Source organism: Streptomyces sp. NPDC004065 (genome assembly GCF_044903565.1).
GTDB lineage: Bacteria > Actinomycetota > Actinomycetes > Streptomycetales > Streptomycetaceae > Streptomyces.
This window is the reverse complement of sequence record NZ_JBJDQT010000019.1, coordinates 5781-30294: the sequence shown is the minus strand read 5'-3', so window position 1 is coordinate 30294 and position 24514 is coordinate 5781. Positions and strand designations below refer to the sequence as shown.

Sequence of the window (24514 nt, the reverse complement as noted above, 5' to 3'; positions counted from 1 at the left end):
GTACGACGCGAACCGGGCGAACGCCTCGTTTGAACCGCTCCGGTCCGGGCACCCCCTGTACACGCCCCGTCAAGGGCCGGGGGTCACTTCGGCGCGCGTCGACGTACGTCTCAGCGTGCGTTGAAGTACTTCGCCTCCGGGTGGTGGATCACGATGGCGTCGGTGGACTGCTCGGGGTGGAGCTGGAACTCCTCCGAGAGACGGACGCCGATGCGCTCCGGCCGGAGCAGCTCCGCGATCTTGGCGCGGTCCTCCAGCTCGGGACAGGCGCCGTAGCCCAGCGAGAAGCGGGCGCCGCGGTACTTCAGGGCGAACATGTCCTCGATGCCGGCGGGGTCCTCACCGGCGAAGCCGAGTTCGGCGCGCACCCGCGCGTGCCAGTACTCCGCGAGGGCCTCGGCCAGCTGCACCGACAGCCCGTGCAGCTCCAGGTAGTCGCGGTAGGCGTCGGCGGCGAACAGCCGGGCGGTCTCCTCGCCGATGCGGGAGCCGACGGTGACCACCTGGAAGCCGACCACGTCCGTCTCCCCCGACTCCTCCGGGCGGAAGAAGTCGGCCAGGCACAGCCGGCGCCCGCGGCGCTGGCGGGGGAAGGTGAAGCGGGTGCGCTCGTTGCCCCGCTCGTCCAGCACGATCAGGTCGTCGTCCTTGGAGACGCAGGGGAAGTAGCCGTAGACGACCGCGGCCTCGAGCAGGTTCTCGGTCTGCAGGCGGTCCAGCAGGCCGCGCAGCCGGGGCCGGCCCTCGGTCTCCACCAGCTCCTCGTAGCTGGGGCCGTCGCCGGTGCGGGCCTGCCGCAGCCCCCACTGGCCCTTGAACAGGGCGCCCTCGTCCAGCCAGGAGGCGTACTCCTTGAGCTGTACGCCCTTGACCACGCGGGTGCCCCAGAAGGGCGGGGTGGGGACCGGGTTGTCGGTGGCGACGTCGGAGCGGACGTGGCCCTCCTCGGGGCGCTCCTCGATCTCGACCGTGGCCGCCCTGACCCGGCGCGGCCTCAGTTCGGGCAGCGTGGCCCCGGGCACGCCCCGCTTGACGCCGACCAGGGCGTCCATCAGGCGCAGGCCCTCGAAGGCGTCCCGGGCGTAGCGGACCTCGCCCTCGTACAGCTCGTGCAGGTCCTGCTCGACGTACGCCCTGGTCAGCGCGGCGCCGCCGAGGATGACCGGGTAGCTGGCGGCGAGGCCGCGGGCGTTGAGCTCCTCCAGGTTCTCCTTCATGATCACCGTTGACTTCACCAGCAGCCCGGACATGCCGATGACGTCGGCCCGGTGCTCCTCGGCGGCCTCCAGGATCGCGGAGACGGGCTGCTTGATGCCGAGGTTGACGACGTTGTAGCCGTTGTTGGACAGGATGATGTCGACGAGGTTCTTGCCGATGTCGTGCACGTCGCCGCGGACGGTGGCCAGCACGATGGTGCCCTTGCCTGCCTCGTCGCTCTTGTCCATGTGCGGTTCGAGGTGGGCGACGGCGGCCTTCATGACCTCGGCGGACTGCAGCACGAACGGCAGCTGCATCTGCCCCGAGCCGAACAGCTCGCCGACGACCTTCATGCCGTCCAGCAGGGTCTCGTTGACGATGTCCAGGGCCTTGCGGGTGGTGAGCGCCTCGTCGAGGTCGGCCTCCAGGCCGTTGCGCTCGCCGTCGATGATCCGCCGCTTCAGGCGCTCCTCCAGCGGCAGCGCGGCCAGTTCCTCGGCCCGTCCCGCCTTGAGCGACTTGGCGGTGGCGCCCTCGAACAGCTGCATGAGCTTCTGCAGCGGGTCGTAGCCCTCGCGGCGGCGGTCGTGGATCAGGTCCAGGGCAGTGGTGACCTGCTCCTCGTCGAAGCGCGCGATCGGCAGGATCTTGGAGGCGTGCACGATCGCCGAGTCCAGGCCGGCCTTGACGCACTCGTCCAGGAAGACGGAGTTCAGCAGGATCCGGGCGGCCGGGTTCAGGCCGAAGGAGATGTTGGACAGGCCCAGGGTGGTCTGCACCCTCGGGTGGCGCCGCTTGAGCTCGCGGATGCCCTCGATGGTGGCCAGGCCGTCCTTGCGGGACTCCTCCTGGCCGGTGCAGATGGTGAAGGTCAGGCAGTCGACGAGGATGTCCTCCTCGCGGATGCCCCAGTTGCCGGTCAGGTCGGCGATCAGCCGCTCGGCGATCTCCACCTTCTTCTCGGCGGTACGGGCCTGGCCCTCCTCGTCGATGGTGAGCGCGATCAGGGCGGCGCCGTGCTCCCGGGCGAGCGCGGTGACCTTGGCGAACCGGGACTCGGGGCCGTCGCCGTCCTCGTAGTTCACGGAGTTGATCACCGCGCGGCCGCCGAGCTTCTCCAGGCCGGCGCGCAACACGTCGACCTCGGTGGAGTCCAGCACGATCGGCAGGGTGGAGGCGGTGGCGAACCGGCCGGCCAGCTCCGTCATGTCGGCCACGCCGTCGCGGCCCACGTAGTCCACGCACAGGTCGAGCATGTGCGCGCCCTCGCGGATCTGCTCGCGTGCCATCTCCACGCAGTCGTCCCAGCGGCCCTCGAGCATGGCCTCGCGGAACTTCTTGGACCCGTTGGCGTTGGTCCGCTCGCCGATCGCCAGGTAGGAGGTGTCCTGCCGGAACGGGACGCTTTGGTAGAGGGAGGCGGCGCCCGGCTCCGGGCGCGGGTCGCGCTCGGGCGGGGTCACGCCCCGGACCCGCTCCACCACCTGGCGCAGGTGCTCGGGCGTGGTGCCGCAGCAGCCGCCGACCAGGGAGAGTCCGTAGTCGCGGACGAAGTGGGAGTGCGCCTCGGCCAGCTCCGGGGCGGTCAGCGGATAGTGCGCGCCGTCCTTGGTGAGCACCGGCAGGCCGGCGTTGGGCATGCACGACAGCGGGATCCGGGCGTGCCGGGACAGATAGCGCAGGTGCTCGCTCATCTCGGCGGGGCCGGTGGCGCAGTTCAGGCCGATCATGTCGACGCCGAGCGGTTCCAGCGCGGTCAGCGCGGCGCCGATCTCCGAGCCGAGCAGCATGGTGCCGGTGGTCTCCACGGTCACCGACACGATCAGCGGCACCTCGAGCCCGGCCACCTCCATCGCCCGGCGGGCGGCGATGACGGAGGCCTTGGTCTGCAGCAGGTCCTGGGTGGTCTCCACGATCAGCGCGTCCGCGCCGCCGGCGAGCAGGCCCTCGGCGTTCGCCTGGTAGGCGTCGCGGATGGCGGTGAAAGTGGTGTGCCCGAGGGTGGGCAGCTTGGTGCCCGGGCCCATGGAGCCCAGCACCCAGCGGGGGCGGCCGTCCCCGGCGGCGTACTCGTCGGCCGTCTCGCGGGCGATGCGGGCGCCCGCCTCGGACAGCTCGGCGACCCGGCCGGCGATGTCGTACTCGCCGAGCGCGGTGAGGTTCGCGCCGAAGGTGTTGGTCTCCACGCAGTCCACTCCGGCGTCGAAGTAGGCGGAGTGGACCGAACGGACGATGTCGGGGCGGGTCACGTTCAGGACCTCGTTGCAGCCCTCCAGCTGCTGGAAGTCGTCCAGCGAGGGCTCCTGGGCCTGGAGCATGGTGCCCATCGCTCCGTCGGCGACCACCACACGGGTGGCGAGCGCCTCGCGGAGCGCGGACACACGGGTCCGGCTGTCGGCGGAAGGGGACGGCGGCGACGAGGCCATGAAGGGGCTCCCTTGAATGCGACGGCTGTCGGCTTTGCGTCCTCACGAGAAGCCCGCGGGGAGCTTCCCAACGAGGGCGCACGCCGCCAGGGTATCCGGGACCGGCGCAGGGCGACCGGGGCGTCCACCACCCGGACGACGGCGACCCGCGCGCCACGCCGGGGAGCCGGGCGGCGTAACAGGTGACGACCGACCATTGGCGGACAGTCGCCATGGACCGGTAGTGTTCGACATTGCCGAACGGCGGCGCGGCCTGCTCGCCGGCGGCCGAACGGGACGGAGGCAGGACGGCGATGGCACGGAACATCCAGTCGCTCGAACGGGCGGCCGCGATGCTGCGGCTGCTTGCGGGCGGCGAGCGGCGGCTGGGCCTGTCGGACATCGCCTCGTCACTGGGCCTCGCCAAAGGCACGGCCCACGGCATCCTGCGCACCCTCCAGCAGGAGGGCTTCGTGGAGCAGGACGACGCCTCCGGGCGGTACCAGCTGGGCGCGGAGCTGCTGCGCCTGGGCACCACCTACCTCGACGTGCACGAACTGCGCGCGCGGGCCCTGGTGTGGACCGACGACCTGGCCCGCTCCAGCGGGGAGAGCGTGTACCTGGGCGTACTGCACCAGCAGGGCGTGCTGATCGTGCACCACGTGTTCCGCCCGGACGACAGCCGGCAGGTGCTGGAGATCGGGGCGATGCAGCCGCTGCACTCCACGGCCCTGGGCAAGGTGCTGGCGGCCTGGGACCCCGTGGCGCACAGCGAGGTGACCGAGGCCGACCGCAAGGCGTACACCGACCGGACCGTGTGCGACCTGGAGGACTTCGAGCACATCCTCGACCTCTCCCGCGCCCGCGGCTACGCGGCCGACGTGGAGGAGACCTGGGAGGGCGTGGCCTCCATCGCCGCGCCCATCCACGACCGCCGGCGCATGCCCGTCGGCGCGGTCGGCATCACGGGGGCCGTGGAACGGGTGTGCCGGGAGGGCGAGCTGCGCCAGGAGCTGATCGCGGCGGTGCGGGACTGCGCCCGCGCGGTCTCACGGGACCTGGGCGCCGGACGGTTCTGAGCACCGCCCCGGCTCCGGGCGCCGCCTGGCGTTTCGCATCGTCGGAGCCCTCGTACGGCACGCGCGCTCGCGCTCGCCGTACGAGGGCTCCGTCCGTGCGCCGCCGGGTGCCGAGCGCCGCCCTGTCCCCCCGTCACCAGGCAGCTGCGCCACAGCCCCGCCGCCGCGTCACCAGGCCGCTGAACGCCACAACCCCTCCCCCACGTCACCAGGCCGCCGCACGTCACAGCCCCTCCGCGTGCGCCCCTCCGCGCGCCACCAGCCGCTGAGCGGGGTGCCCCCGGTGCCCCGCCGCCGCCCGCCGCCGCGGCCCGCGCCCGGCCGGTCTCCGGTTTCCGCCTCCGTACCCCGGCCGGCGGTCCCCGCCCAGGCCTCACCCGGTGACGCGATCAGTAACGATCGGGCTTCCGGCGGCAGAACTCTTGACGCCCGTGTGACAGCGAGGTGAGACTCCCGTCCATCGGTCGGCATTGTCGAACACCTTGCGGCAAATACGCGTTAGAGTGTGACAACGCCAAGGGCCAGCACATCGCTCTCACCCCCGAGGGCGCCAGACCCCCGGTGGGACCCGGGGTGTGGCTACCCCTGGACGAAGGACAAAGGAGTCGCGGGTGTCCAGCTCCGACATCTTCATCGGCGAGACCATCGGTACCGCCATACTCATCCTGCTCGGCGGAGGCGTCTGCGCCGCCGTGACGCTCAAGGCCTCCAAGGCCCGTAACGCCGGTTGGCTTGCCATCACCTTCGGGTGGGGCTTCGCCGTACTGACGGCGGTCTACACTTCGGCGCCGCTGTCCGGCGCCCACCTCAACCCGGCGGTGACCGTCGCACTCGCGATCAAGGACAACGACTGGAGCAACGTTCCGACCTATCTGGCCGGACAGCTGCTCGGCGCCATGATCGGTGCGGCCCTGGTCTGGGTCGCCTACTACGGCCAGTTCCACGCCCACCTGACCGACAAGGAGATCGTCGGCGGTCCGGGCGCGCAGGCCACGGCGGCCAAGGCCGTCGAGGCCCAGGAGCAGGGCGCCGGCCCGGTCCTGGGCGTCTTCTCCACCGGTCCGGAGATCCGGAACGTGGTGCAGAACCTCCTGACGGAGATCATCGGCACGATCGTGCTGGTGCTCGCCGTCCTCACGCAGGGCCTGAACGACAAGGGCAACGGCCTGGGCAACCTGGGCGCGCTGATCACGGCGCTCGTGGTGGTCTCCATCGGTCTGTCCCTCGGCGGCCCGACCGGCTACGCGATCAACCCGGCCCGTGACCTCGGTCCGCGCATCGTCCACGCCCTGCTGCCCCTGCCCAACAAGGGCGGCTCCGACTGGGGCTACGCCTGGATCCCGGTGGTCGGCCCGGTCATCGGCGGCGCCATCGCCGCAGGCATCTACAACGTCGCCTTCGCCTAGCCGGGCGTCCCGGTGCCGCGGCCCTCGCGCCCGGCACCGGGGCCCCACCGCACGCGCCGTACGGACAGCCCCCTCAACCACGGAACCTCCAGGAGCACACAGTGACCGACGCCCACACCGCCGGCCCCTTCATCGCCGCCATCGACCAGGGCACCACCTCCAGCCGCTGCATCGTCTTCGACCGGGACGGCCGGATCGTCGCCGTCGACCAGAAGGAGCACGAGCAGATCTTCCCCAAGCCGGGCTGGGTCGAGCACGACGCCACCGAGATCTGGACCAACGTCCAGGAGGTCGTCGCCGGAGCGGTCGAGAAGGCCGGCATCACCCGCGACGACATCAAGGCCATCGGCATCACCAACCAGCGCGAGACCACCGTGCTGTGGGACAGGAACACCGGTGAGCCCGTCCACAACGCCATCGTCTGGCAGGACACCCGCACCGACGCCCTGTGCAAGGAGCTGGGCCGCAACGTCGGCCAGGACCGCTTCCGCCGGGAGACCGGCCTGCCCCTGGCGTCCTACTTCGCCGGCCCCAAGGCCCGCTGGCTGATCGACAACGTCGAGGGCCTGCGCGAGCGCGCCGAGGCGGGCGACATCCTCTTCGGCACCATGGACACCTGGGTCATCTGGAACCTGACCGGCGGCGTCGACGGCGGCAAGCACGTCACCGACGTCACCAACGCCTCGCGCACCCTCCTGATGAACCTGCACACCATGGAGTGGGACGAGAAGATCGCCGAGTCGATCGGCGTCCCGACGCAGATCCTGCCCGAGATCCGCTCCTCCGCCGAGGTCTACGGCGAGATCAAGGGCGGCAAGCTCGGCGAGCTGCTCGGCGGCATCCCGGTCGCCTCCGCGCTCGGCGACCAGCAGGCCGCCCTGTTCGGCCAGACCTGTTTCGCCGAGGGCGAGACCAAGTCGACGTACGGCACCGGCACCTTCATGGTGATGAACACCGGCGACAAGATCATCAACTCCTACAGCGGTCTGCTGACCACGGTCGGCTACCAGATCGGCGACCAGAAGCCGGTCTACGCCCTGGAGGGCTCGATCGCCGTCACCGGCTCCCTGGTGCAGTGGATGCGCGACCAGATGGGCCTGATCTCCACCGCCGCCGAGATCGAGACGCTCGCGCTCTCGGTCGAGGACAACGGCGGCGCCTACTTCGTGCCGGCCTTCTCCGGCCTGTTCGCCCCGTACTGGCGCTCCGACGCCCGCGGTGTGATCGCCGGCCTGACCCGGTACGTCACCAAGGCGCACCTCGCGCGCGCCGTGCTGGAGGCCACCGCCTGGCAGACGCGGGAGATCGCCGACGCCATGACCAAGGACTCCGGCGTGGAGCTCGCCGCCCTCAAGGTCGACGGCGGCATGACCTCCAACAACCTGCTGATGCAGACGCTCTCGGACTTCCTCGACGCCCCCGTGGTGCGCCCGATGGTCGCCGAGACCACCTGCCTCGGCGCCGCCTACGCCGCCGGCCTCGCCGTCGGCTTCTGGAACAGCACCGACGACCTGCGCCAGAACTGGCGCCGGGCCGCCGAGTGGACCCCCCGCATGGACGCGGACACCCGCGACCGTGAGTACAAGAACTGGCTCAAGGCCGTCGAGCGGACCATGGGCTGGCTCGAGGACGAGGAGTAAGAAACCGCAATGACCAGTCAGTCCACCCTGCAGTCCGTGCCTGCCCTGGGAACGCGCCCGGCCTACGGCGTAGGCCCGAGCCGAGCCGAGACCCGGGAGCAGCTCTCGAAGGCGACGTACGACCTCCTCGTGATCGGCGGCGGCATCCTGGGCATCTCCACCGCCTGGCACGCCGCGCAGTCCGGCCTCAGGGTGGCTCTGGTCGACGCCGGCGACTTCGCCGGCGCCACCTCCTCCGCCTCCTCCAAGCTTCTCCACGGCGGTCTGCGCTACCTGCAGACCGGCGCGGTGAAGCTGGTGGCGGAGAACCACTTCGAGCGCCGTGCGGTCTCCCGGCAGGTGGCCCCCCACCTGTCGAACCCGCTGACCTTCTACCTCCCCGTGTACAAGGGCGGGCCGCACGGCGCGGCGAAGCTCGGCGCGGGCGTCTTCGCCTACTCCGCGCTGTCCGCCTTCGGCGACGGCGTGGGCCACCTGCTCAGCCCCTCCAAGGCCGCGCAGGACGTGCCCGAGCTGCGCACCGAGAACCTCAAGGCCGTGGCCGTCTACGGCGACGACCAGATGAACGACGCGCGCATGGCGCTGATGACGGTCCGCGCGGCCGTGGAGGCCGGGGCCGTCGTACTCAACCACGCGGAGGTCACCGGCCTGCGCTTCACCAAGGGCCGGGTCACGGGCGCGGAGCTGAAGGACCGGCTCTCCGGCGACGAGTTCGGCGTGAACGCCCGCCTGGTGCTCAACGCGACCGGCCCCTGGGTCGACCACCTGCGCAGGATGGAGGACCCCGATGCCGCACCGTCCATCCGGCTGTCGAAGGGCGCGCATCTGGTCCTGAAGCGCACCGCCCCGTGGAAGGCCGCGCTCGCCACCCCGATCGACAAGTACCGCATCACCTTCGCCCTCCCCTGGGAGGACATGCTGCTGCTCGGCACCACCGACGAGGAGTACGAGGGCGACCCGGCCGATGTCGCGGTCAATGACAAGGACATCGCCCAGATACTCGACGAGGCCGCGTTCTCCATCCGCGACCAGCAGCTCGACCGTGACCTGATCACCTACGCGTTCGCCGGTCTGCGCGTGCTGCCGGGCGGCCCCGGCGACACCGCCAAGGCCAAGCGCGAGACGGTGGTGACCGAGGGCAGGGGCGGCATGCTGTCCGTGGCCGGCGGCAAGTGGACCACCTTCCGGCACATCGGCCGCACGGTGATGGCCAAGCTCCAGTCGCTGCCCGGCGCGCCGCTCGGCGACGACTTCGAGCCGGTCTCGGCGCTGCCGAAGAAGCTGCCGCTGCCGGGCATCGCCAACCCGCGCGCGGTGGCGCACCGGCTGCTGGTGGACCGTCCCGCGCCCGGCCCCCGCATGGCCGCGGACACCGCCCGGCACCTGGCCACGCACTACGGCTCGCTCGCCTTCGACATCGCGCGGCTGGCGAACGAGGACCCGGAGCTGGGCGAGCGGGTCCACCCCGACGCCCCGGAGATCTGGGCGCAGGTCGTGTGGGCCCGGGACCACGAGTGGGCCGAGACCGCGGACGACGTGCTGCGCCGGCGCACCACGCTGACCATCCGCGGCCTGGCCACGGACGAGGTCCGTGCGAAGGTGCAGGACCTGCTCGACCGGAAGTGACCGTCGGGCGGAAACGGGCGGCCAGCTCCCACCGCACTGGGGGCCGGCCGCTTTTCCGATCATGGGTGTCCCGTCCCGGGGAACGGGGCAGTCATCCGTTCACTCCCCCGTGCAAGGGGGCTGCGGGCGCACCCGCCGGACGCCGTAAGGTTGGTGGGTCAGGCGAGGGCACGTCGGAAGGAGGCGCTGGGTGATCGAGCTCGAGGGGGTTCCCGAGCTGATCGACCCGGTCATGGTGGCCGCGTTCGAGGGCTGGAACGATGCCGGTGACGCCGCCTCCACCGCGGTCGCGCATCTGGACAAGGAGTGGAAGGGCGAGGTGTTCGCGGCGCTGGACGCCGAGGACTACTACGACTTCCAGGTGAACCGTCCCACGGTGTTCATGGACGCCGGAGTGCGCAAGATCACGTGGCCCACGACAAGGTTGTCGGTGGTCCGGGTCGGCGGCGAGAAGCCGCGCGACCTGGTGCTGGTGCGCGGCATCGAGCCGTCCATGCGCTGGCGCTCGTTCTGCAACGAGCTGCTCGGCTTCGCGCACGAGCTGGGCGTGGAGCTGGTGGTCATCCTCGGCGCGCTGCTCGGGGACACCCCGCACACGCGGCCGGTGCCGATCAGCGGGACCACGTCCGACGCGGGCCTGGCCCGCCGGATGGACCTGGAGGAGACCAAGTACGAGGGCCCGACCGGCATCGTCGGCGTCCTGCAGGAGGCGTGCACGCACGCCGGGGTGCCCGCCGTGTCGCTGTGGGCGGCCGTCCCGCACTACGTCTCCCAGCCGCCGAACCCCAAGGCGACGCTGGCGCTGCTGAACCGCCTGGAGGACCTGCTCGACCTGCGGATACCGCTGGGCGAGCTGCCGGAGGACGCGCGCGCCTGGCAGGTGGGCGTGGACCAGCTGGCCGCCGAGGACAGCGAGGTCGCCGAGTACGTGCAGACGCTGGAGGAGGCGCGGGACACCGCCGAGCTCCCGGAGGCGTCGGGCGAGGCGATCGCGCGCGAGTTCGAGCGGTATCTGCGGCGCCGCGACGGCGGCGGCCCGCCCTCCCCCGGCGGGCACGCCACGGCGGAGGGCACCGAGGGCGGCTCCTATCTGCGGGAGGGCCCGGGCACGGGCCGCACCCGTCCCCCGAAGCCCTCCCGTCCGGATCCGGACGAACCGGACGGCGCGGACGGCGCGGACGACGAGTCGTCGGACGACTGACCCTCCGGGCACTGCCCGGCACACGCGCGGTGGTTCCCGGCATGCCCCCTGCCGAAGTCCGGCCGACCCGCCGGGTCCCGGCCGGGCCGCCGGACCCCCGCCGGCCCGCCGGACGGCGCCGGGTCACCATGCGGGCCGGTGAATCCGGCACGCGGACGCGCGTCCCCCTGACGACACAGGTACGCGGGACGCGCCTGCCCCGGTGAATCCGGCGCGCGGACGCGCGTCCCCCGGCGACGCGAGTACGCGGGACGCGCCTGCCCCGGTGAGTCCCGCACGTGGGCGTGCGTTCGCTGGCGACGCAGATACGCGGCACGCACGTGCCCACGCGGGCGCGCGTCCCCTGGCGACGCGGGTGCGCGGGGCGCGCGTGCACTGGTGTCGCGGGTGCCCGCGCCGCGGTTCGGTGGCCACGGGACGGCGCCGGGGCCCGCTCGTCCGTGTGCGGCTGTCGGCGCGTCTGTGCGCCCCGGCGGCCGTACCCCCCCGTTCCGGTCGATGTGCCGCCGCCCGCCCGCCGTGGGGTCCGGCCCGGGTGGGACGGTGGCGGGGCGGCCGGCGGTCGCAGGGGCCGGTCCGGCGGGGGCCGGAGCGTCAGGGGTGCGGGAGCGGCCAGCCGGCCGCTCGCGCGCCCGGTGCCGTGCGGCTCAGAGGGCCACGCCCAGGAGGGCGTCCACGGCGCGGGAGACCAGGCCGGGGGCGCCGGGGTCGGTGCCGCCCTCCCGCTCCTGGAGGGCCGCCCAGCGGTCGACCGCGGCGAGCGCGGCCGGGGCGTCGAGGTCCTCGGCGAGGGCGTCGCGGATCTCCTCGACCAGCGCGCCCGCCGGCGGGCCGTCGGGCCGGGAGACGGCCGCGCGCCAGCGGTCGAAGCGGGCGACGGCGTCCCGCAGCACCTGGTCGGTCCACTCCCAGTCGGAGCGGTAGTGGTGGGCGAGCAGCGCCAGCCGTATCGCGCCGGGGTGCACGCCGTCGCGGCGCAGCCGGGAGACGAAGACCAGGTTGCCCTTGGACTTGGACATCTTCTCGCCGTCGAGGGCGACCATGCCGGCGTGGACGTACGCCTTGGCCATGGGGAACTCGCCGGTGAGCACCTGGGCGTGCGAGGCGCCCATCTCGTGGTGCGGGAAGGCCAGGTCCGAGCCGCCGCCCTGGACGTCGAAGCCCATCCCGAGGTGGTCCAGGGCGATGGCCACGCACTCGATGTGCCAGCCGGGCCGCCCGCGGCCGAGCGAGCCGCCGTCCCAGCTGGGCTCGCCGTCGCGGGCGGCCAGCCACAGGACCGGGTCGAGCGGGTTCTTCTTGCCGGGCCGGTCGGGGTCGCCGCCGCGCTCGGCGGACAGCAGCCGCATGGCGGCGGCGTCCAGGTGGGACACCTCGCCGAAGTGCGGGTCGGACTCCACGGAGAAGTACACGTCCCCGTCGAGTTCGTACGCCGCGCCGAGGTCGCGCAGCCGTTCCACCAGCGGGACGATGCCGGGTATCGCCTCCACCGCGCCGATGTAGTGCCGGGGCGGCAGCATCCGCAGCGCGGTCATGTCCTCCCGGAACAGGGCCGTCTCACGCTCGGCCAGCGCCACCCAGTCGACGTCGTCGCGCTGCGCCCGCTCCAGCAGCGGATCGTCGACGTCGGTGACGTTCTGGACGTAGTGCACCTGGCGCTTGGTGTCGAGCCACACGCGCTGCACGAGGTCGAACGCGTTGTACGTCGCCGCGTGCCCCATGTGGGTGGCGTCGTACGGGGTGATGCCGCAGACGTAGATGCGGGCGACGGGACCGGGAGTGAGGGTGACCAGGCCCCCGGTCGCGGTGTCGTGGATCCTCAGGTCGCGGCCCTGACCGGGCAGGGCGGGGACCTCGGAAGCGGGCCAGGCATGCATGTCATGAGCGTAACCGGACCGTGGTCCCGTCCACGAACCGGACCGGACCACATGGCCGGGAAGGCGCTCTTGCGCGACTCCCGCCGGTGTGCGGGGCCGCCCGCCGCCCCGCACCGCACCGCCGGCCGGGCGCGGCTACACCGGTGGCCAGGGGATGGCAGGCCACTTGCCGCCGGGCTCGGGGTGGGTGCCGGAGGCGAGCAGGGCGTCCACCCGCGCGCGGGTGGCCTCGATCTCGGCCGGGGTGATCAGGCCCGCCAGGCGGGCGGCCAGGGTGCCGCGCTCGCCCAGGGAGTCCCGCAGGCCCTTGAGGACGCCCGTGGCCTCCGGCGGCAGCGGCTCGCCCGCCCAGCCCCACAGGAGTGTGCGCAGCTTGTTCTCGACGTTGAAGGTGACGCCGTGGTCGATGCCGTAGAGCCGCCCGTCCGGGGCGGGCAGCAGATGGCCGCCCTTGCGGTCGGCGTTGTTGATCACCGCGTCGAGCACGGCCATGCGGCGCAGCCGCTCGTCGTCGGCGTGCACGAGCAGGGCGGTGCGCCCCTGGCCGACCTCGGCGAAGCCGACGGCCTTCCAGCCGGGCTCCGGTTCCTCGGCGTCGACGAGCGCGAGCAGTCCGGGCGCCGTGTCCTCGCCGGTGGCCTCGATCCACAGCTGGACCATGCCCTCGCCGTAGGGGCCGTCGCGCAGCACGGTGGGCGGCACCAGGCCCCAGCCGGTCGCCTCCGAGACCGCGTAGGCGGCCACCTCGCGCCCGGCCAGGGTGCCGTCGGGGAAGTCCCACAGCGGGCGCTCCCCGGCGACCGGCTTGTAGACGCAGGCGGCCTGCCGCCCCTCGTGCTCGACGGTGCAGAACAGCGCCGCGTTGGAGGCGTCACGGATACGGCCGCGCACGGTGAGCCCGCCGCGGGTGAGCAGCAGCTCGTCGGCCGCCGCGCCGGGCCTCACGCCCCGCGGCGGTATCCGTTCTGGCGCGGACATACGTGTCCTTCCGGGTCGAGCGGGAGGCTGCACAGCGGGCACGGCGGCCGCCCCGCGTTGACGACGTCCAGGGCACGCTTGGCGAACGCTCTCGCCTGGGCGCCGGTGAGGCGGACCCGCAGCATCGGGGGACCGTTCTCCTCGTCCTGGAGCAGCCGCTCCTCGGCCTCGGCGAGGTCCTCCTCGGACTCGGCGTCGAGCTCGACGAGGGCCTGTGCCTCGACGATCATCCGCTGGTCCTCGCCGTCCCAGGCGAGGGCCATGGTGCCGACGCGGAACTCCTCCTCGATGGGGGTGTCCAGCGGACCGGTGTCGGTGATCTCGGCGGGGGCCATCGCGGGCACGGCGGCATTGCCCCCGCTGCGGCGCACCACCTCGTCGAGCAGTTCGTCCATGCGCTCGGCGAGCGCGGCGACCTGGGTCTTCTCCAGGGCCACGCTGGTCACCCGGGAGCCGGCGGTGGCCTGGAGGAAGAACGTACGGCGTCCGGGCAGTCCGACCGTGCCGGCCACGAAGCGGTCCGGGGGGTCGTAGAGGAACACCTGACGGGACACGTCCTGTCTCCTGGGGGGATCGGATCGGGAAAACGAACGGCGGATGGGCGGGCGGCGGGTCGGGGGCGACGCTTCACCCTACTGCGGCCGACGATCACGGTGCGCCCGCGCCGCCTCCGACCGGTGCGTCCTCGCCCGCCGTCTCCTCGCGGGGCACCAGGGACGCGAAGTCGCCGGTGTCCCCGAGCCGTACGAGGAACGGCCGCAGACGGGTGTAGCGGATCGCGGTGACGGAGCAGGGTTCCACGGAGATCCGCTGGAAGAGGTCCAGATGGAGCCCGAGCGCCTCGGCGACCAGGGACTTGATGATGTCGCCGTGCGAGCACATCAGGTAGACGGCGTCGGCTCCGTGGTCGCGTTCCACGCGCGCGTTCCACTCGCGCACCGCCTCGGCGGCCCGGGTCTGCATGGCGCGCATGGACTCGCCGCCGGGGAACGCCGCCGCCGAGGGGTGCGCCTGCACGACCTCCATCAGCGGTTCGTCCTTGAGCTCGGCCAGCTTGCGGCCGGACCAGTCGCCGTAGTCGCACTCCCCGATCCGCTCGTCGGTGTGGACGGTCAGCTCTGGCCGTGCGTCCAGCAGGGGCCGTACCGTTTCCTGGCAGCGTTGCAGGGGACTGGTGACGACCTCGGCGATCGGCAGCCCGTCGAGCCGCCCGGGCAGCGCCGCGGCCTGTTCGGTCCCGCGTTCGTCGAGTGCGACGCCGGGGGTCCGTCCGGCGAGCAGCCCGGAGGTGTTGGCGGTGGAACGTCCGTGCCTGACGAGGATCAGCGTGGGCATGCGGCCCAGAGTAGGCGTACGGACAACTCCGGCGACGGCCGGGCGAAGGGAGACAGCACCCCGTGATCGTCGACTGTGCCATCTACTGTGAGGGACACCGCGCGGACGGACCGAAGGACTTCTCGGACGCCCTGGCCGAGGCACGTGCGGTCGGCGGCTTTGTGTGGGTGGGGCTGCACGAGCCGAGCGAGGAGGAGTTCGAGCTGGTCAGCGAGGAGTTCGCGCTGCATCCGCTGGCGGTGGAGGACGCGCTGAAGGCGCACCAGCGGCCCAAGCTGGAGGTCTACGACGACTCGCTGTTCGTGGTGCTGAAGCCGGTGATGTACGAGCCGCGCAGCGACGCGGTCTCCACCGGGGAGATCATGATCTTTCTGGGTGATTCCTTCGTGGTGACGGTCCGGCACGGCGAGAGCGACGGTCTGGCGGCCGTACGGCGCCGGCTGGAGCAGGAGCCGGAGACGCTGGGCCAGGGTCCGACGGCCGTGCTGTACGCGATCGCCGACACCACCGTCGACCACTACCTGGACGTGGCGACCGAGCTGCAGACGGACCTGGAGGAGCTGGAGACGGAGGTCTTCACCCCGGAGCGGGGCGGCTCGCGCAACACCGCCTCGCGGATCTACACCTTCAAGCGGCAGATCACGGAGTTCCGGCGGGCGACCGGCCCGCTGGCGCTGCCCATGTCCCGCCTCGCCGGGACCGGCACGGCCTCCTCGCTGTCGGCCGTGCCCTTCGTGGACGACAAGGCGCGGCCGTTCTTCCGGGACGTCAGCGACCACCTGACCCGGGTGAACGAGTCCGTGGAGGGCCTGGACCGCCTGGTGTCGGACGTCCTGTCGGCGCATCTGGCGCAGATCAGCGTGCAGCAGAACGACGACATGCGGAAGATCTCGGCGTGGGCGGCCATGGCCGCGGTGCCGACGATGATCGCGGGCATCTACGGCATGAACTTCGAGCACATGCCGGAGCTGCACTGGCTGTGGTCGTATCCGGCGGTGATCGCGGCGATGGCACTGCTGGAGGTGCTGCTGTACCGGCTGCTGAAGCGGCGCGAGTGGCTGTGAGGCGGCGCGGGTGGCTGTGAGGCGGCGCGGCCTGGCTGTGAGGCGGCGCGGGTGGCTGTGAGGCGGCGCGGGTGGCTGTGAGGCCGCGCCGGTCCGCTTCCGGTTCAGGCCATCTCGGGCGCCGGGGCGGGCGGGCCGCCGAGCGCGTCGCGCCGCTCGGGCGTCCGCAGGGTCACCATCCTGCGCCGGCCGGCCAGGCGCTCGTAGGCGTAGGCCGCGTGGATGCCGGCGGCGAGCAGCGCAGACCTTGCGCGGGACCAGCCGAGGATGCGGCCCATCCGGGCCATGACGGCGAGGCTGACGTCGCGGTGGACGCGGATCTCGGCGAGCGCGTACTCGCGCAGCGTCCGCCGGACGGTCCGGCCGTAGCCGGCGGCGGCCAGGCGCAGCAGTTCCTCGTGGCAGTAGGCGAGGTGGTTGGCCTCGTCGTCGGCGATCATCCGCACCGCGCGACCCAGGTCGGGGTGGTCGCCGAAGTACCGGCGCAGCAGGGCCATCTGTTCGGCGGCGCGCTGCTCGGTCACCCGGCTGTGCGCCAGGTAGACGACGATGTCCCGTTCGGTGAGCGGCTCGTCGGAGCGCAGCCGCTCGTGGGCGAGGCCGATGCCGCGCCGCTCCAGGAGCATGGTGTAGTCGGTCTCCGGGGGCACCGGGACGGGTTCCAGGCCGCGCTTGCGGAGCAGCGCGCGGAAGATCCGCCCGTGCTTGTCCTCGTCCGCGCCGTGCCGGGCGATCTTCGGGGCGAGGGCGCGCCGGCTCGCCGGCACCAGGGCGGCGATCCGCCCGTTCTCCCAGCCGCCCTGGGCCTCCCCGCCGGCCGCGATGGAGCAGAACAGCCGGAAGGACTCGTCGTGGTCGAGGATCTCCCGGAACAGGCTCCTGGGGGAAAGCATGCGGGCCACCTCCCTGCGCGACCGCCGGACCGTCGGACCTTCGCGGAGGTCGAGTCAAGTGCGGCGGCGGGGGTGCCGCAACCGGGCGGCCGGACGGCTGCGCCGAACGGGGCACGGCGTCCCGGCGCCCGGGCGTAACCACCGGGGGGCCGGGCGCGTTGTTGTCCGTGACGGCCGTGGCGGGGAAGACCCCCGAGCCCCCACCACGGCCGCGGAAGAACCCGGTGCGGTACGGCCGTGGAAGACCCGGTTGCGGTCCCCCGGCCGGGCGGCGTCAGGCCAGCCCGGCGCGCTCCAGGGCCTCGGTGCCGGCGCGCAGCGAGGCGAGCCGCTCGTCCAGGGTGAAGCCCGCGGGGGCCAGGGTCAGCGTGGTGACGCCGGCCGCGGCGTAGGCCTTCATCCGGTCGGCGATCCGGTCCACGGAACCGAGCAGCGTGGTCTGGTCGATGAGCTCGTGCGGTACGGCCGCGGCGGCGCCTTCCTTGTCCCCGGACAGGTACTTGTCCTGGATCTCGGCCGCCTGCTTCTCGTAGCCCATGCGGCGGGCGAGCTGGTTGTAGAAGTTCTGCTTGCGGCTGCCCATGCCGCCCACGTACAGCGCGGTGTAGGGCCGGAAGGTGTCGGCCAGGCGGGTCACGTCCTTGTCGTCGCCGACGGCGAGCGGCACGGTCGGGCAGACGTCGAAGCCCTCCATGGTCAGTCCCGCCTTCTCCCGCCCGGCGCGCAGATGCCGCAGGGCGGTCTCCTCGAGGTGGTCGGCGGAGGGGAAGATCAGCAGTGCGCCGTCGGCGATCTCGCCGGTCTGCTCCAGGTTCTTGGGGCCGATGGCGGCGATGTAGAGCGGGATGTGCTCGCGCTGCGGGTGCACGGTCAGCTTGATCGGCTTGCCGGGGCCGCCGGGCAGCGGCAGCTTCCAGTGCTCCCCGTCGTAGGAGAGGCGCTCGCGGGTCATGGCCTTGCGGACGATCTCGACGTACTCGCGGGTGCGGGCCAGCGGCTTGTCGAACTTGACGCCGTACCAGCCCTCGGAGACCTGGGGGCCGGAGACGCCGAGGCCGAGGCGGAAGCGGCCGCCGGACAGCGAGTCGAGGGTCGCGGCGGTCATCGCCGTCATCGCGGGCTGCCGGGCCGGGATCTGGAAGATGGCCGAGCCGACGTCGATGCGTTCGGTCTGGGCGGCGACCCAGGTGAGCACGGTGGCCGCGTCCGAGCCGTAGGCCTCGGCCGCCCAGCAGACGGCGTAGCCGAGCCGGTCCGCCTCCTGGGCGACGGCCAGATTGTCCGCGTCCATCCCGGCACCCCAGTAGCCGAGGTTGATCCCGAGCTGCATGCCGTTCCCCTTACCGATCAGTAACGTCCCTTGTGCGGGAGACACTAGCGCGGGGGCGCGCTGCGTGGCAGGTCGCGGCGGTGTGACGGCCGGAACTCGGGTTGTCCACAGGCGGCCCGCGCCTGATCCGTGGCCAGTAATCTCGGCGTTCATGGAGCAGAGGCATCTCGGCCGTACGGGCCTGCGCGTGTCCCGCATCGGCCTCGGCACCCTCACCTGGGGCCGCGACACCGACGAGCACGACGCCGCGGACATGCTGAAGGCGTTCTGGGAGGCGGGCGGCACCCTCGTGGACACGGCCGACGTGTACGGGGACGGGGAGGCCGAGTACCTGCTGGGGCGGCTCATGGACGGGCTCGTGCCCCGGCGCGACCTGGTGATCTCGACCAAGGCGGGCAGCGTCCCGGACCCGGAACGGCGCTTCGACGGCTCCCGGGGCCATCTGCTCGCGGCGCTGGACGCCTCGCTGTCCCGGCTGGGCACGGACCACGTCGACGTGTGGCACGTCCACGCCTACGACCCGTTCACGCCGCTGGAGGAGACGCTGCAGACGCTGGACCTGGCCGTCGCCAGCGGCCGGGTGTGCTACGCCGGGGTGTCCAACTTCTGCGGCTGGCAGCTCGCCAAGGCGGCGACCTGGCAGCTGGCGGCGCCCGGCTCCCGGACCCGTTTGGCGAGCACGCAGATGGAGTACTCGCTGCTGCAGCGCGGGGTGGAGCGCGAGGTGCTGCCGGCCGCGCTCGACCTGGGCATCGGGATGCTGCCCTCCTCCCCGCTGGGGCGGGGCGTGCTGACGGGCAAGTACCGCAACGCGACCCCGCCGGACTCGCGGGGCGCCTCCGAGCAGCTCGCGCCGTTCGTCGAGCCGTATCTCGACGACACCGCGAGCCGCATCGTGGACGCGGTGACGACGGCGGCGGACGGGCTGGCGGTGACCCCGCTCCAGGTCGCCCTCGCCTGGGTCCGGGACCGGCCCGGGGTGGCCGCCCCGATCGTCGGCGCACGCAACGCGCAGCAGCTCACGGCGGCGTTGTCAGTGGAGGAGCTTAGTCTTCCTGACGAGATCTGCCGGGCGCTCGACGACGTGTCGGCGCCGGTGCACCGCTACCCCGATCACGACTGGAGCACGCTGTGAGCACGGAGCCGGAGACCACGCACGAGGCCGGCCCGCAGACCCCGTCCGGGACCGCCGGGGCGGTCCCGGACGGCCCGGACGAACCGGACGACGCGGCCACCCGCGCCGCCGGGCGGGGTGACGCCGGGCCCGGCGACGACGTGCGGTCGCCGGCCCCGGCGCCGGGCGGCGGCGCGGGCGGTTCCGGCGGCGCGGATTCGGCCGGCCCGGCCGGCGAGGACACGGGCAGCCCGACGGGCGGGGACACGGGCAGCCCGGCCGGCGGGGATGCGGACGAGGGCGGTTCCGACGCCGGGGCGGAGGGCGCCGCCGGTGCCGAGGGGACCGGTGCCGAGGGGACCTCCGGGCCGGAGGGCGACGCCGAGGGCTCAGGTGCCGTGGAGACCGCCGGGCCGGAGGGCGACGCCGGTGCCGACGGGGCCGCCGGTCCCGAGGGGGCCGCGGGTCCCGAGGGGGCCGCGGGTGGCGAGGGGGCCGCGGGTGGCGAGGGGGCCGCGGGTGGCGAGGTGTCGGAGGCCGAGGCCGAGCTCGCGGCCCAGCGGATCGAACGGGAGCGGATCGAGCGGCGGAAGGCCGGGAAGAAGGGGCCGATCGAGAGCGGGGGCAAACTCAAGGGCACGGCGGCCGACCTGCTCGCCGCGGTGCGGGCCGTGGAGAGCGGCGAGAAGCCCGTGGCCACGGTGTTCGCCGAGCCCGGGCCCGCGCGGCGCCAGGCCGCACCCGAGCCGGTACGGCGGCCGGGGCCCGTGCCCGCCGAGGCGCCCGCCGTGCCCGCCGCGCCCGCGCCGCGGACGGTCGAGGCCCTGAGCCGGCTGCTCGCCGAGGGCGGCGCCCCGGAGTCCCTCGCCCCGCAGGTGGCGGCGGCCCTCGGCGAGGACGCCCCGGAGAGGCTGCGGGCCGACCCCTGGCTGCTGCTGCGGGTCGCCGGGGTGCGGCCGGAGCAGGCCGACGGATTCGCCCGCGGTCTGCTCGGCGCGGACTGCGGCCCGGGCGACGACCGCCGCGGCCGGGCCTTCACGGTCTGGCTGCTGGAGCAGGCCGCCCTGGCCGGGCACACGGCGCTGGAGGCGCCCGCGCTCACCGCGGCCCTGGACCGGCGGGGCGTGCCGGACCCCGACGCGGCCCTGCGGAGCACGCTCGCGGAGGGCGAGGCCCTGGTCTTCCAGGACGCGCTGGAGGAGCCCGGAGCCCCGGCCGCCCCGGTGTCCACCCCCGCCGCCCGGGCCCCGGAGGCGGAGGACGGCGCGGACCCGGGGGACGACGGCGAGCAGCGTCCGGTACGGGTCCTCGTCGGGCTCGAGCGGTACGCGCTCGCCGAGGAGAGCCTGGCCGACGCGGTGGCCCGGCTGCTCAACTCCACGCCCAAGGACGGCGGCGGCTCACCGGCCGGTGACTGGGAGCGGGCGGCGGCCTCCGCGCGGGGCTCCACCGCCGAGCTGATCCGCGCGGTGGCGGCGCACAGTCTGGTGCTGCACACGGGCGGCGAGGCCTCCCGCGTGGAGCCGGCGCGGCTGCTGCACGCGGCCCACGCGCTCGGGCTGCGCGGCTGGGCCGCCGCGCACAGCCCGCTCGGCCGGGACGCCTTCGCCGGGCTGCTGCGCGAGGTGCGGCAGGCGTACGGGCCGTCCGGCGGCCCGTCGGAGGGGCCGGCCGGGGAGGCGGGGCGGACCGGGCCCGCGGTCACCACGGTCGCCGCCCTGCTGTCGGGCGCCGAGGGGCCGGGCCGGGACGTCGAGGGGGCGCTGGACCTGGATCTGCTCGTCGTGCTCGACGCACCGCAGCTGGACGTGGAGGCGGCGGCGTTGCTCGTGGAGTCGCTGCCGGAGGGTGCCCGCCTGGTGTGGGCGGGCGACCCCGGGGTGCTGGGGTCGGTGGGACCGGGCCGGGTCTTCGAGGACCTGCTGGCGGCGCGGGTGTGCCCCCATGTGGCCTCGCGGGTGCCGGACCCCGGGCCGCTCGGCGAGCTGGTCTCCGGCATCGGCGTCGGCGAGCTGAACCAGGTGGAGGCGCCGGGCAAGGAGGTCGTGATCGTCCCGGTGCGGGACGCCGGTGAGGCGGTGCACCGGACCGTGCAGCTCGTCGCGGACTCGGTGCCGCGGGCGATCGGCGTTCCGGCCGAGCAGACCGTGGTGATCACCCCGGGCCATGGCGGCGCGGTGGGCACCCGGGCGCTGAACGCGGCGCTCAAGGAGCGGCTCAACCCTGGTCCGGGCCGGTTCGGCGGCTTCGACCCGGGCGACCGGGTCGCCTACTCCCCCGCGCCCGGCCGGGTGCTGCCCGGCCAGGTGGTGGGAGCCGACGCCGAAGGACTGCGGCTGTCCTGTGCGGGCGCCTCCGTGGTGGTGCCCAGGGAGCGGGTGGACGGCTGTGTGCGGCACGGGTGGGCGCTGACCGCGCACCAGGCCGTGGGCGCCCGGTGGCCCGCGGTGGTGGTGGTACTGCCCGGCGACGCGGCCCAGGCGCTCAGCAGGCCGTGGGTCTACACGGCGTTCGGCCGTGCCGTCCGCCATCTGTCCGTGGTCCACGGCGTGGAGCAGGCGCTGGCCAGGGCCGTGGCCGAGGTCCCGGCCAAACAGCGCACAACCCGCCTGCCGACCCTGCTGCGGGCGCAGGCCCGGGCCCAGTCCACGAACTGAGCCCGGGGCCCCGGAGACCCCGGGCGCCCTCCCGGCCGGGGCGATCACCGGCGCCGCGGAAGCCGAGGCAACCCCCCACGCCACGGAAGCCCGGGCGCCCTCCGGGACGGGGCACCCGACGGGGGCGGAGGCCGGGGCGATCACCGGCGCCGCGGAAGCCGAGGCAACCCCCCACGCCGCGGAGGCCCGGGCGCCCTCCGGGACGGGGCACCCGACGGGGGCGGAGGCCGGGGCGATCACCGGCGCCGCGGAAGCCGAGGCAACCCCCCACGCCGCGGAAGCCCGGGCGCCCTCCGGGACGCGGGCGCCGGAACGCCCCACGGCCCGGTGCCGAAATACCCCGGACCCGTGGGCGCCACGAAAGCCGGGACGACCCCGCCGGGGCGGGCGCCCTCAAAAACGGGGCCGCGGGAGCCGGGGCCATCTCCGGGCCGTGGGGGCCGAAGCACCCCACGGGCCGGTGCCCGAACGTCCACGGGCCTGTGGGCGCTTCGGGAGCCCGGGGGCGCTCGTGTCGCTGTTCAGCGGTCGGAGATGTCCAGCGGTTCCAGATCCCCGTCCTCGTCGAGGTCGTCCTCGTCCAGAGGGGCGTCCTCGTCGTCGGTGTCCGCAGTCTCCTCCGCATCCTCGTCTTCGTCCTCGTCGTCCTCGTCGTCGAAGACCGCGCTGACGTCGAAGCGGCAGATCACCCGTTCGTCGTCGACGTGCTCGAAGGGGGCGTCCAGCCATTCGCCGGGGGCGGCCGGATCGTCCGTGGCCGTGACCCAGAGCGTCGAGTCGCCCTCGTCCAGGCCGAACTCCTTGTGCCGGGAGGCGATCTCGTCCGGTTCGAACTCGCCGAACAGGACGCCCAGCGCACCGGGCACCGTGCCGGCGACGCCCTCGCCGACGCCCACTCCGGTCTCGGAGTCGGCGGCCTCCACCCGCTGCGCCTGTGCCAGCAGCCGCTGCGGCTCCGCCACGGCGTAGTCGCGGCGGATCAGCACGCTGATCGCGTGGGGCTCCTCGGGACCCCGGTACGGCGGCAGCGACTCCTCACCGGGGATCTCGAAGGGCGTGACCTCGTCGTACCGGTCGTAGAGCAGCTCGTCGTAGGCCTCCGCGGCGGCGGCCAGCTGGTTGAACGCCTCGTAGACGGCCGGGTCGTCCTCGCCCGACCTGCGTTCGACCGCGGCCAGGTGGCGGTCGAGCGCGGTCTTGACCGCCTCGGCGGCGGCGCGTACCTCGGCAGCGGTGGGCTGCGCAGCATCAGACATAGTGCAGACGCTATCCGCACCGGGCCCCAGCCCGCACAATGGATGCGATGGCGGAATACGAATTTGTCGACGTGTACGTACCGCGCGGGGTCTCCCGCAAGGAGACGGCACGACTGCTGACGGACCACGCTGAGTACGGACACTGGGAGTTGTACCGTCTGAGCCTGCTGCGCGACGGCAGCCGCAGGGTGCGGTTGCGCCGGCGGATCATCCGCCAGGTGCGCGCCACGTGGTGAGCTGAGACGGCCCGGACCGATGCGGGCCCCGCCGACGCGGGGCCCGCATCGTCGTGCGCGCGCCTACACGGAGGCGCGGGCCCTGCGGTACAGCACGGCGCCCGCGAGCAGCGCGCCCGCGCCCACCGGGACGACGGCGCCCATCGGCAGCTCGCTGCCGGTGTGGGCGAGCTGTGCCCCGCCGCCGGTGGCGGACCGCCCGCCCGGCTGGTCCACGTGCACCGCCGAGCCGCCGCCCGGCGTGGTGCCCCCCTTCGAGGGCGGCGTCGCCGGGGTGCCGGGGTTCCCGGGAGTCCCCGGGTTGCCAGGGGTGCCGGGGTTCCCGGGCGTGCCCGGGTTGCCGGGAGTCCCCGGGTTGCCAGGGGTGCCGGGGTTCCCGGGCGTGCCCGGGTTGCCGGGAGTCCCAGGATTGCCGGGGGTGCCGGGGTTGCCCGGCGTACCGGGGTTCCCGGGCGTGCCCGGGTTGCCGGGCGGGTTCTCGTGGCCGCCTCCCGGCGGCGTCCCGTGACCGCCGCCGGTGTTGGCGCAGTCGTTGCCGCGCGCCGCGTTGCCCGCGCCGATCAGGTTGACGCTGTTGCCGCAGACGTTGACCGGCACGTGCACCGGTGCCTGCACCACGTTGCCGGACGCGATGCCCGAGGAGCGGCTCGTGTGCCCGGCGGCGTGCGCGCCGCCGTGGCCCCGGTGGCCGTGCCCCGAGTCGCCGTACCCGCCGGACGGGCCGCCGCCGTCGCGGTTGGCGCACGTGTTGCCCGCGGCCGGGTTGAGCAGCCCGATCACGTTCACGGTGTTGCCGCAGACGTTCACCGGCACGTGCACCGGTGCCTGCACCACGTTGCCGGACAGCACGCCGGACGAGCCGGACGCGGCGCCGGCCGCCCCCGCGTCGGCGTGGGCGGCGCCGCTCGCGGCGGCGATCACGCCCGTTGCCGCGGCCACGGTCATCAGGCCCTTGCGGGTGACCTGTCGCATAGTGATGAATCCCTGCCTTCGACTTCGAGTTCGACTTCTCGGAACCTTGCGGAACGCGATATGCGATCGGCCGGAAAAGGCGGAAGAACCGTCCGGAAAAACCGTTCGCGTTCGCGTGCGAAAACCGGCCGGCCCCCGCGCGCACCCGGGGCGCTCCCGGGGCCCCCGGGTTGGGCCCCCCCCCCCCCGCGCCCGGCGCGGCCGACCCAAAAGGGGGGGGGCCCCACCGCACGAGTGGTCGGCGGGGT

General features: G+C 73.8%; 18 protein-coding genes. 9 read left to right on the top strand and 9 right to left on the bottom strand.

All coding sequences use genetic code 11. From position 1 onward, the window contains the following. Positions 1-110: 110 nt before the first annotated feature. Entirely contained in the window at positions 111-3623 is a 3513-nt protein-coding gene (gene metH, locus ACI2LW_RS20415; protein WP_404732615.1) for a methionine synthase, read from the bottom strand. A gap of 293 nt (positions 3624-3916) precedes the next feature. Between metH and ACI2LW_RS20410 the strand changes: the two genes are divergently transcribed. The 5 genes from ACI2LW_RS20410 to ACI2LW_RS20390 all read left to right on the top strand — a co-directional run bounded on the left by ACI2LW_RS20410 (position 3917) and on the right by ACI2LW_RS20390 (position 10554). Further along, a complete protein-coding gene (locus tag ACI2LW_RS20410; protein ID WP_404732614.1) occupies positions 3917-4681 on the top strand; it encodes an IclR family transcriptional regulator in 765 nt (254 codons plus the stop codon). A gap of 611 nt (positions 4682-5292) precedes the next feature. Next, positions 5293-6087, top strand: coding sequence for an MIP/aquaporin family protein (locus tag ACI2LW_RS20405; protein WP_404732613.1), 795 nt, complete (start codon positions 5293-5295; stop codon positions 6085-6087). A 101-nt stretch (positions 6088-6188) separates the two neighbouring features. Beyond that, the gene (gene glpK, locus ACI2LW_RS20400) at positions 6189-7727 is read left to right on the top strand and encodes a glycerol kinase GlpK (RefSeq protein ID WP_404732612.1); all 1539 of its coding nucleotides are present in this window, start codon (positions 6189-6191) and stop codon (positions 7725-7727) included. Between the two features lie 9 nt (positions 7728-7736). Continuing rightward, positions 7737-9353: an FAD-dependent oxidoreductase gene (locus ACI2LW_RS20395; protein WP_404732611.1), complete on the top strand. Its 1617-nt coding sequence runs from the start codon at positions 7737-7739 to the stop codon at positions 9351-9353. A 190-nt stretch (positions 9354-9543) separates the two neighbouring features. Further along, positions 9544-10554, top strand: coding sequence for a PAC2 family protein (locus tag ACI2LW_RS20390; RefSeq protein WP_404732610.1), 1011 nt, complete (start codon positions 9544-9546; stop codon positions 10552-10554). Between the two features lie 647 nt (positions 10555-11201). Here the strand turns inward: ACI2LW_RS20390 and mshC are convergent. The 4 genes from mshC to ACI2LW_RS20370 form a co-directional block, all read right to left on the bottom strand. After that, positions 11202-12431 carry a cysteine--1-D-myo-inosityl 2-amino-2-deoxy-alpha-D-glucopyranoside ligase gene (gene mshC, locus ACI2LW_RS20385; protein ID WP_404732609.1) on the bottom strand — a complete coding sequence of 410 codons (1230 nt, stop codon included), beginning with the start codon at positions 12429-12431 and terminating at the stop codon, positions 11202-11204. A 135-nt stretch (positions 12432-12566) separates the two neighbouring features. After that, complete coding sequence (locus ACI2LW_RS20380) at positions 12567-13409, bottom strand: SCO1664 family protein (protein ID WP_404732608.1); 843 nt, start codon at positions 13407-13409, stop codon at positions 12567-12569. Beyond that, positions 13373-13963 carry a DUF3090 domain-containing protein gene (locus tag ACI2LW_RS20375; protein ID WP_404732607.1) on the bottom strand — a complete coding sequence of 197 codons (591 nt, stop codon included), beginning with the start codon at positions 13961-13963 and terminating at the stop codon, positions 13373-13375. Before ACI2LW_RS20375 ends, ACI2LW_RS20380 begins: the two co-directional genes overlap by 37 nt. A gap of 94 nt (positions 13964-14057) precedes the next feature. Next, positions 14058-14744 (bottom strand): histidine phosphatase family protein, encoded by a 687-nt coding sequence (locus tag ACI2LW_RS20370; RefSeq protein ID WP_404732606.1) that lies wholly within the window; start codon positions 14742-14744, stop codon positions 14058-14060. Between the two features lie 62 nt (positions 14745-14806). Between ACI2LW_RS20370 and corA the strand changes: the two genes are divergently transcribed. After that, a complete protein-coding gene (gene corA, locus ACI2LW_RS20365; protein WP_404732605.1) occupies positions 14807-15808 on the top strand; it encodes a magnesium/cobalt transporter CorA in 1002 nt (333 codons plus the stop codon). Between the two features lie 104 nt (positions 15809-15912). Here corA and ACI2LW_RS20360 read toward each other — a convergent pair whose 3' ends face one another. Beyond that, the gene (locus ACI2LW_RS20360; protein ID WP_404732604.1) at positions 15913-16701 is read right to left on the bottom strand and encodes a ferritin-like domain-containing protein; all 789 of its coding nucleotides are present in this window, start codon (positions 16699-16701) and stop codon (positions 15913-15915) included. Between the two features lie 274 nt (positions 16702-16975). Next, a complete protein-coding gene (locus tag ACI2LW_RS20355) occupies positions 16976-18031 on the bottom strand; it encodes an LLM class F420-dependent oxidoreductase (protein WP_404732603.1) in 1056 nt (351 codons plus the stop codon). Positions 18032-18182: 151 nt separating this feature from the next. Between ACI2LW_RS20355 and ACI2LW_RS20350 the strand changes: the two genes are divergently transcribed. Both ACI2LW_RS20350 and ACI2LW_RS20345 read left to right on the top strand, forming a co-directional pair. Beyond that, a complete protein-coding gene (locus ACI2LW_RS20350; protein ID WP_404732602.1) occupies positions 18183-19166 on the top strand; it encodes an aldo/keto reductase in 984 nt (327 codons plus the stop codon). After that, positions 19163-21802: a helix-hairpin-helix domain-containing protein gene (locus ACI2LW_RS20345; protein WP_404732601.1), complete on the top strand. Its 2640-nt coding sequence runs from the start codon at positions 19163-19165 to the stop codon at positions 21800-21802. The genes ACI2LW_RS20350 and ACI2LW_RS20345 overlap by 4 nt, the downstream gene beginning before the upstream one ends. Before the next feature lie 521 nt (positions 21803-22323). Here the strand turns inward: ACI2LW_RS20345 and ACI2LW_RS20340 are convergent. Then, positions 22324-23058 carry a hypothetical protein gene (locus ACI2LW_RS20340; protein ID WP_404732600.1) on the bottom strand — a complete coding sequence of 245 codons (735 nt, stop codon included), beginning with the start codon at positions 23056-23058 and terminating at the stop codon, positions 22324-22326. A 47-nt stretch (positions 23059-23105) separates the two neighbouring features. On the opposite strand from ACI2LW_RS20340, the gene ACI2LW_RS20335 reads away from it, so the two are divergent. After that, complete coding sequence (locus ACI2LW_RS20335) at positions 23106-23294, top strand: DUF5703 family protein (protein WP_361512068.1); 189 nt, start codon at positions 23106-23108, stop codon at positions 23292-23294. Positions 23295-23357: 63 nt separating this feature from the next. Here ACI2LW_RS20335 and ACI2LW_RS20330 read toward each other — a convergent pair whose 3' ends face one another. Next, positions 23358-24266 carry a chaplin family protein gene (locus tag ACI2LW_RS20330; protein WP_404732599.1) on the bottom strand — a complete coding sequence of 303 codons (909 nt, stop codon included), beginning with the start codon at positions 24264-24266 and terminating at the stop codon, positions 23358-23360. Between the last annotated feature and the right edge of the window lie 248 nt (positions 24267-24514).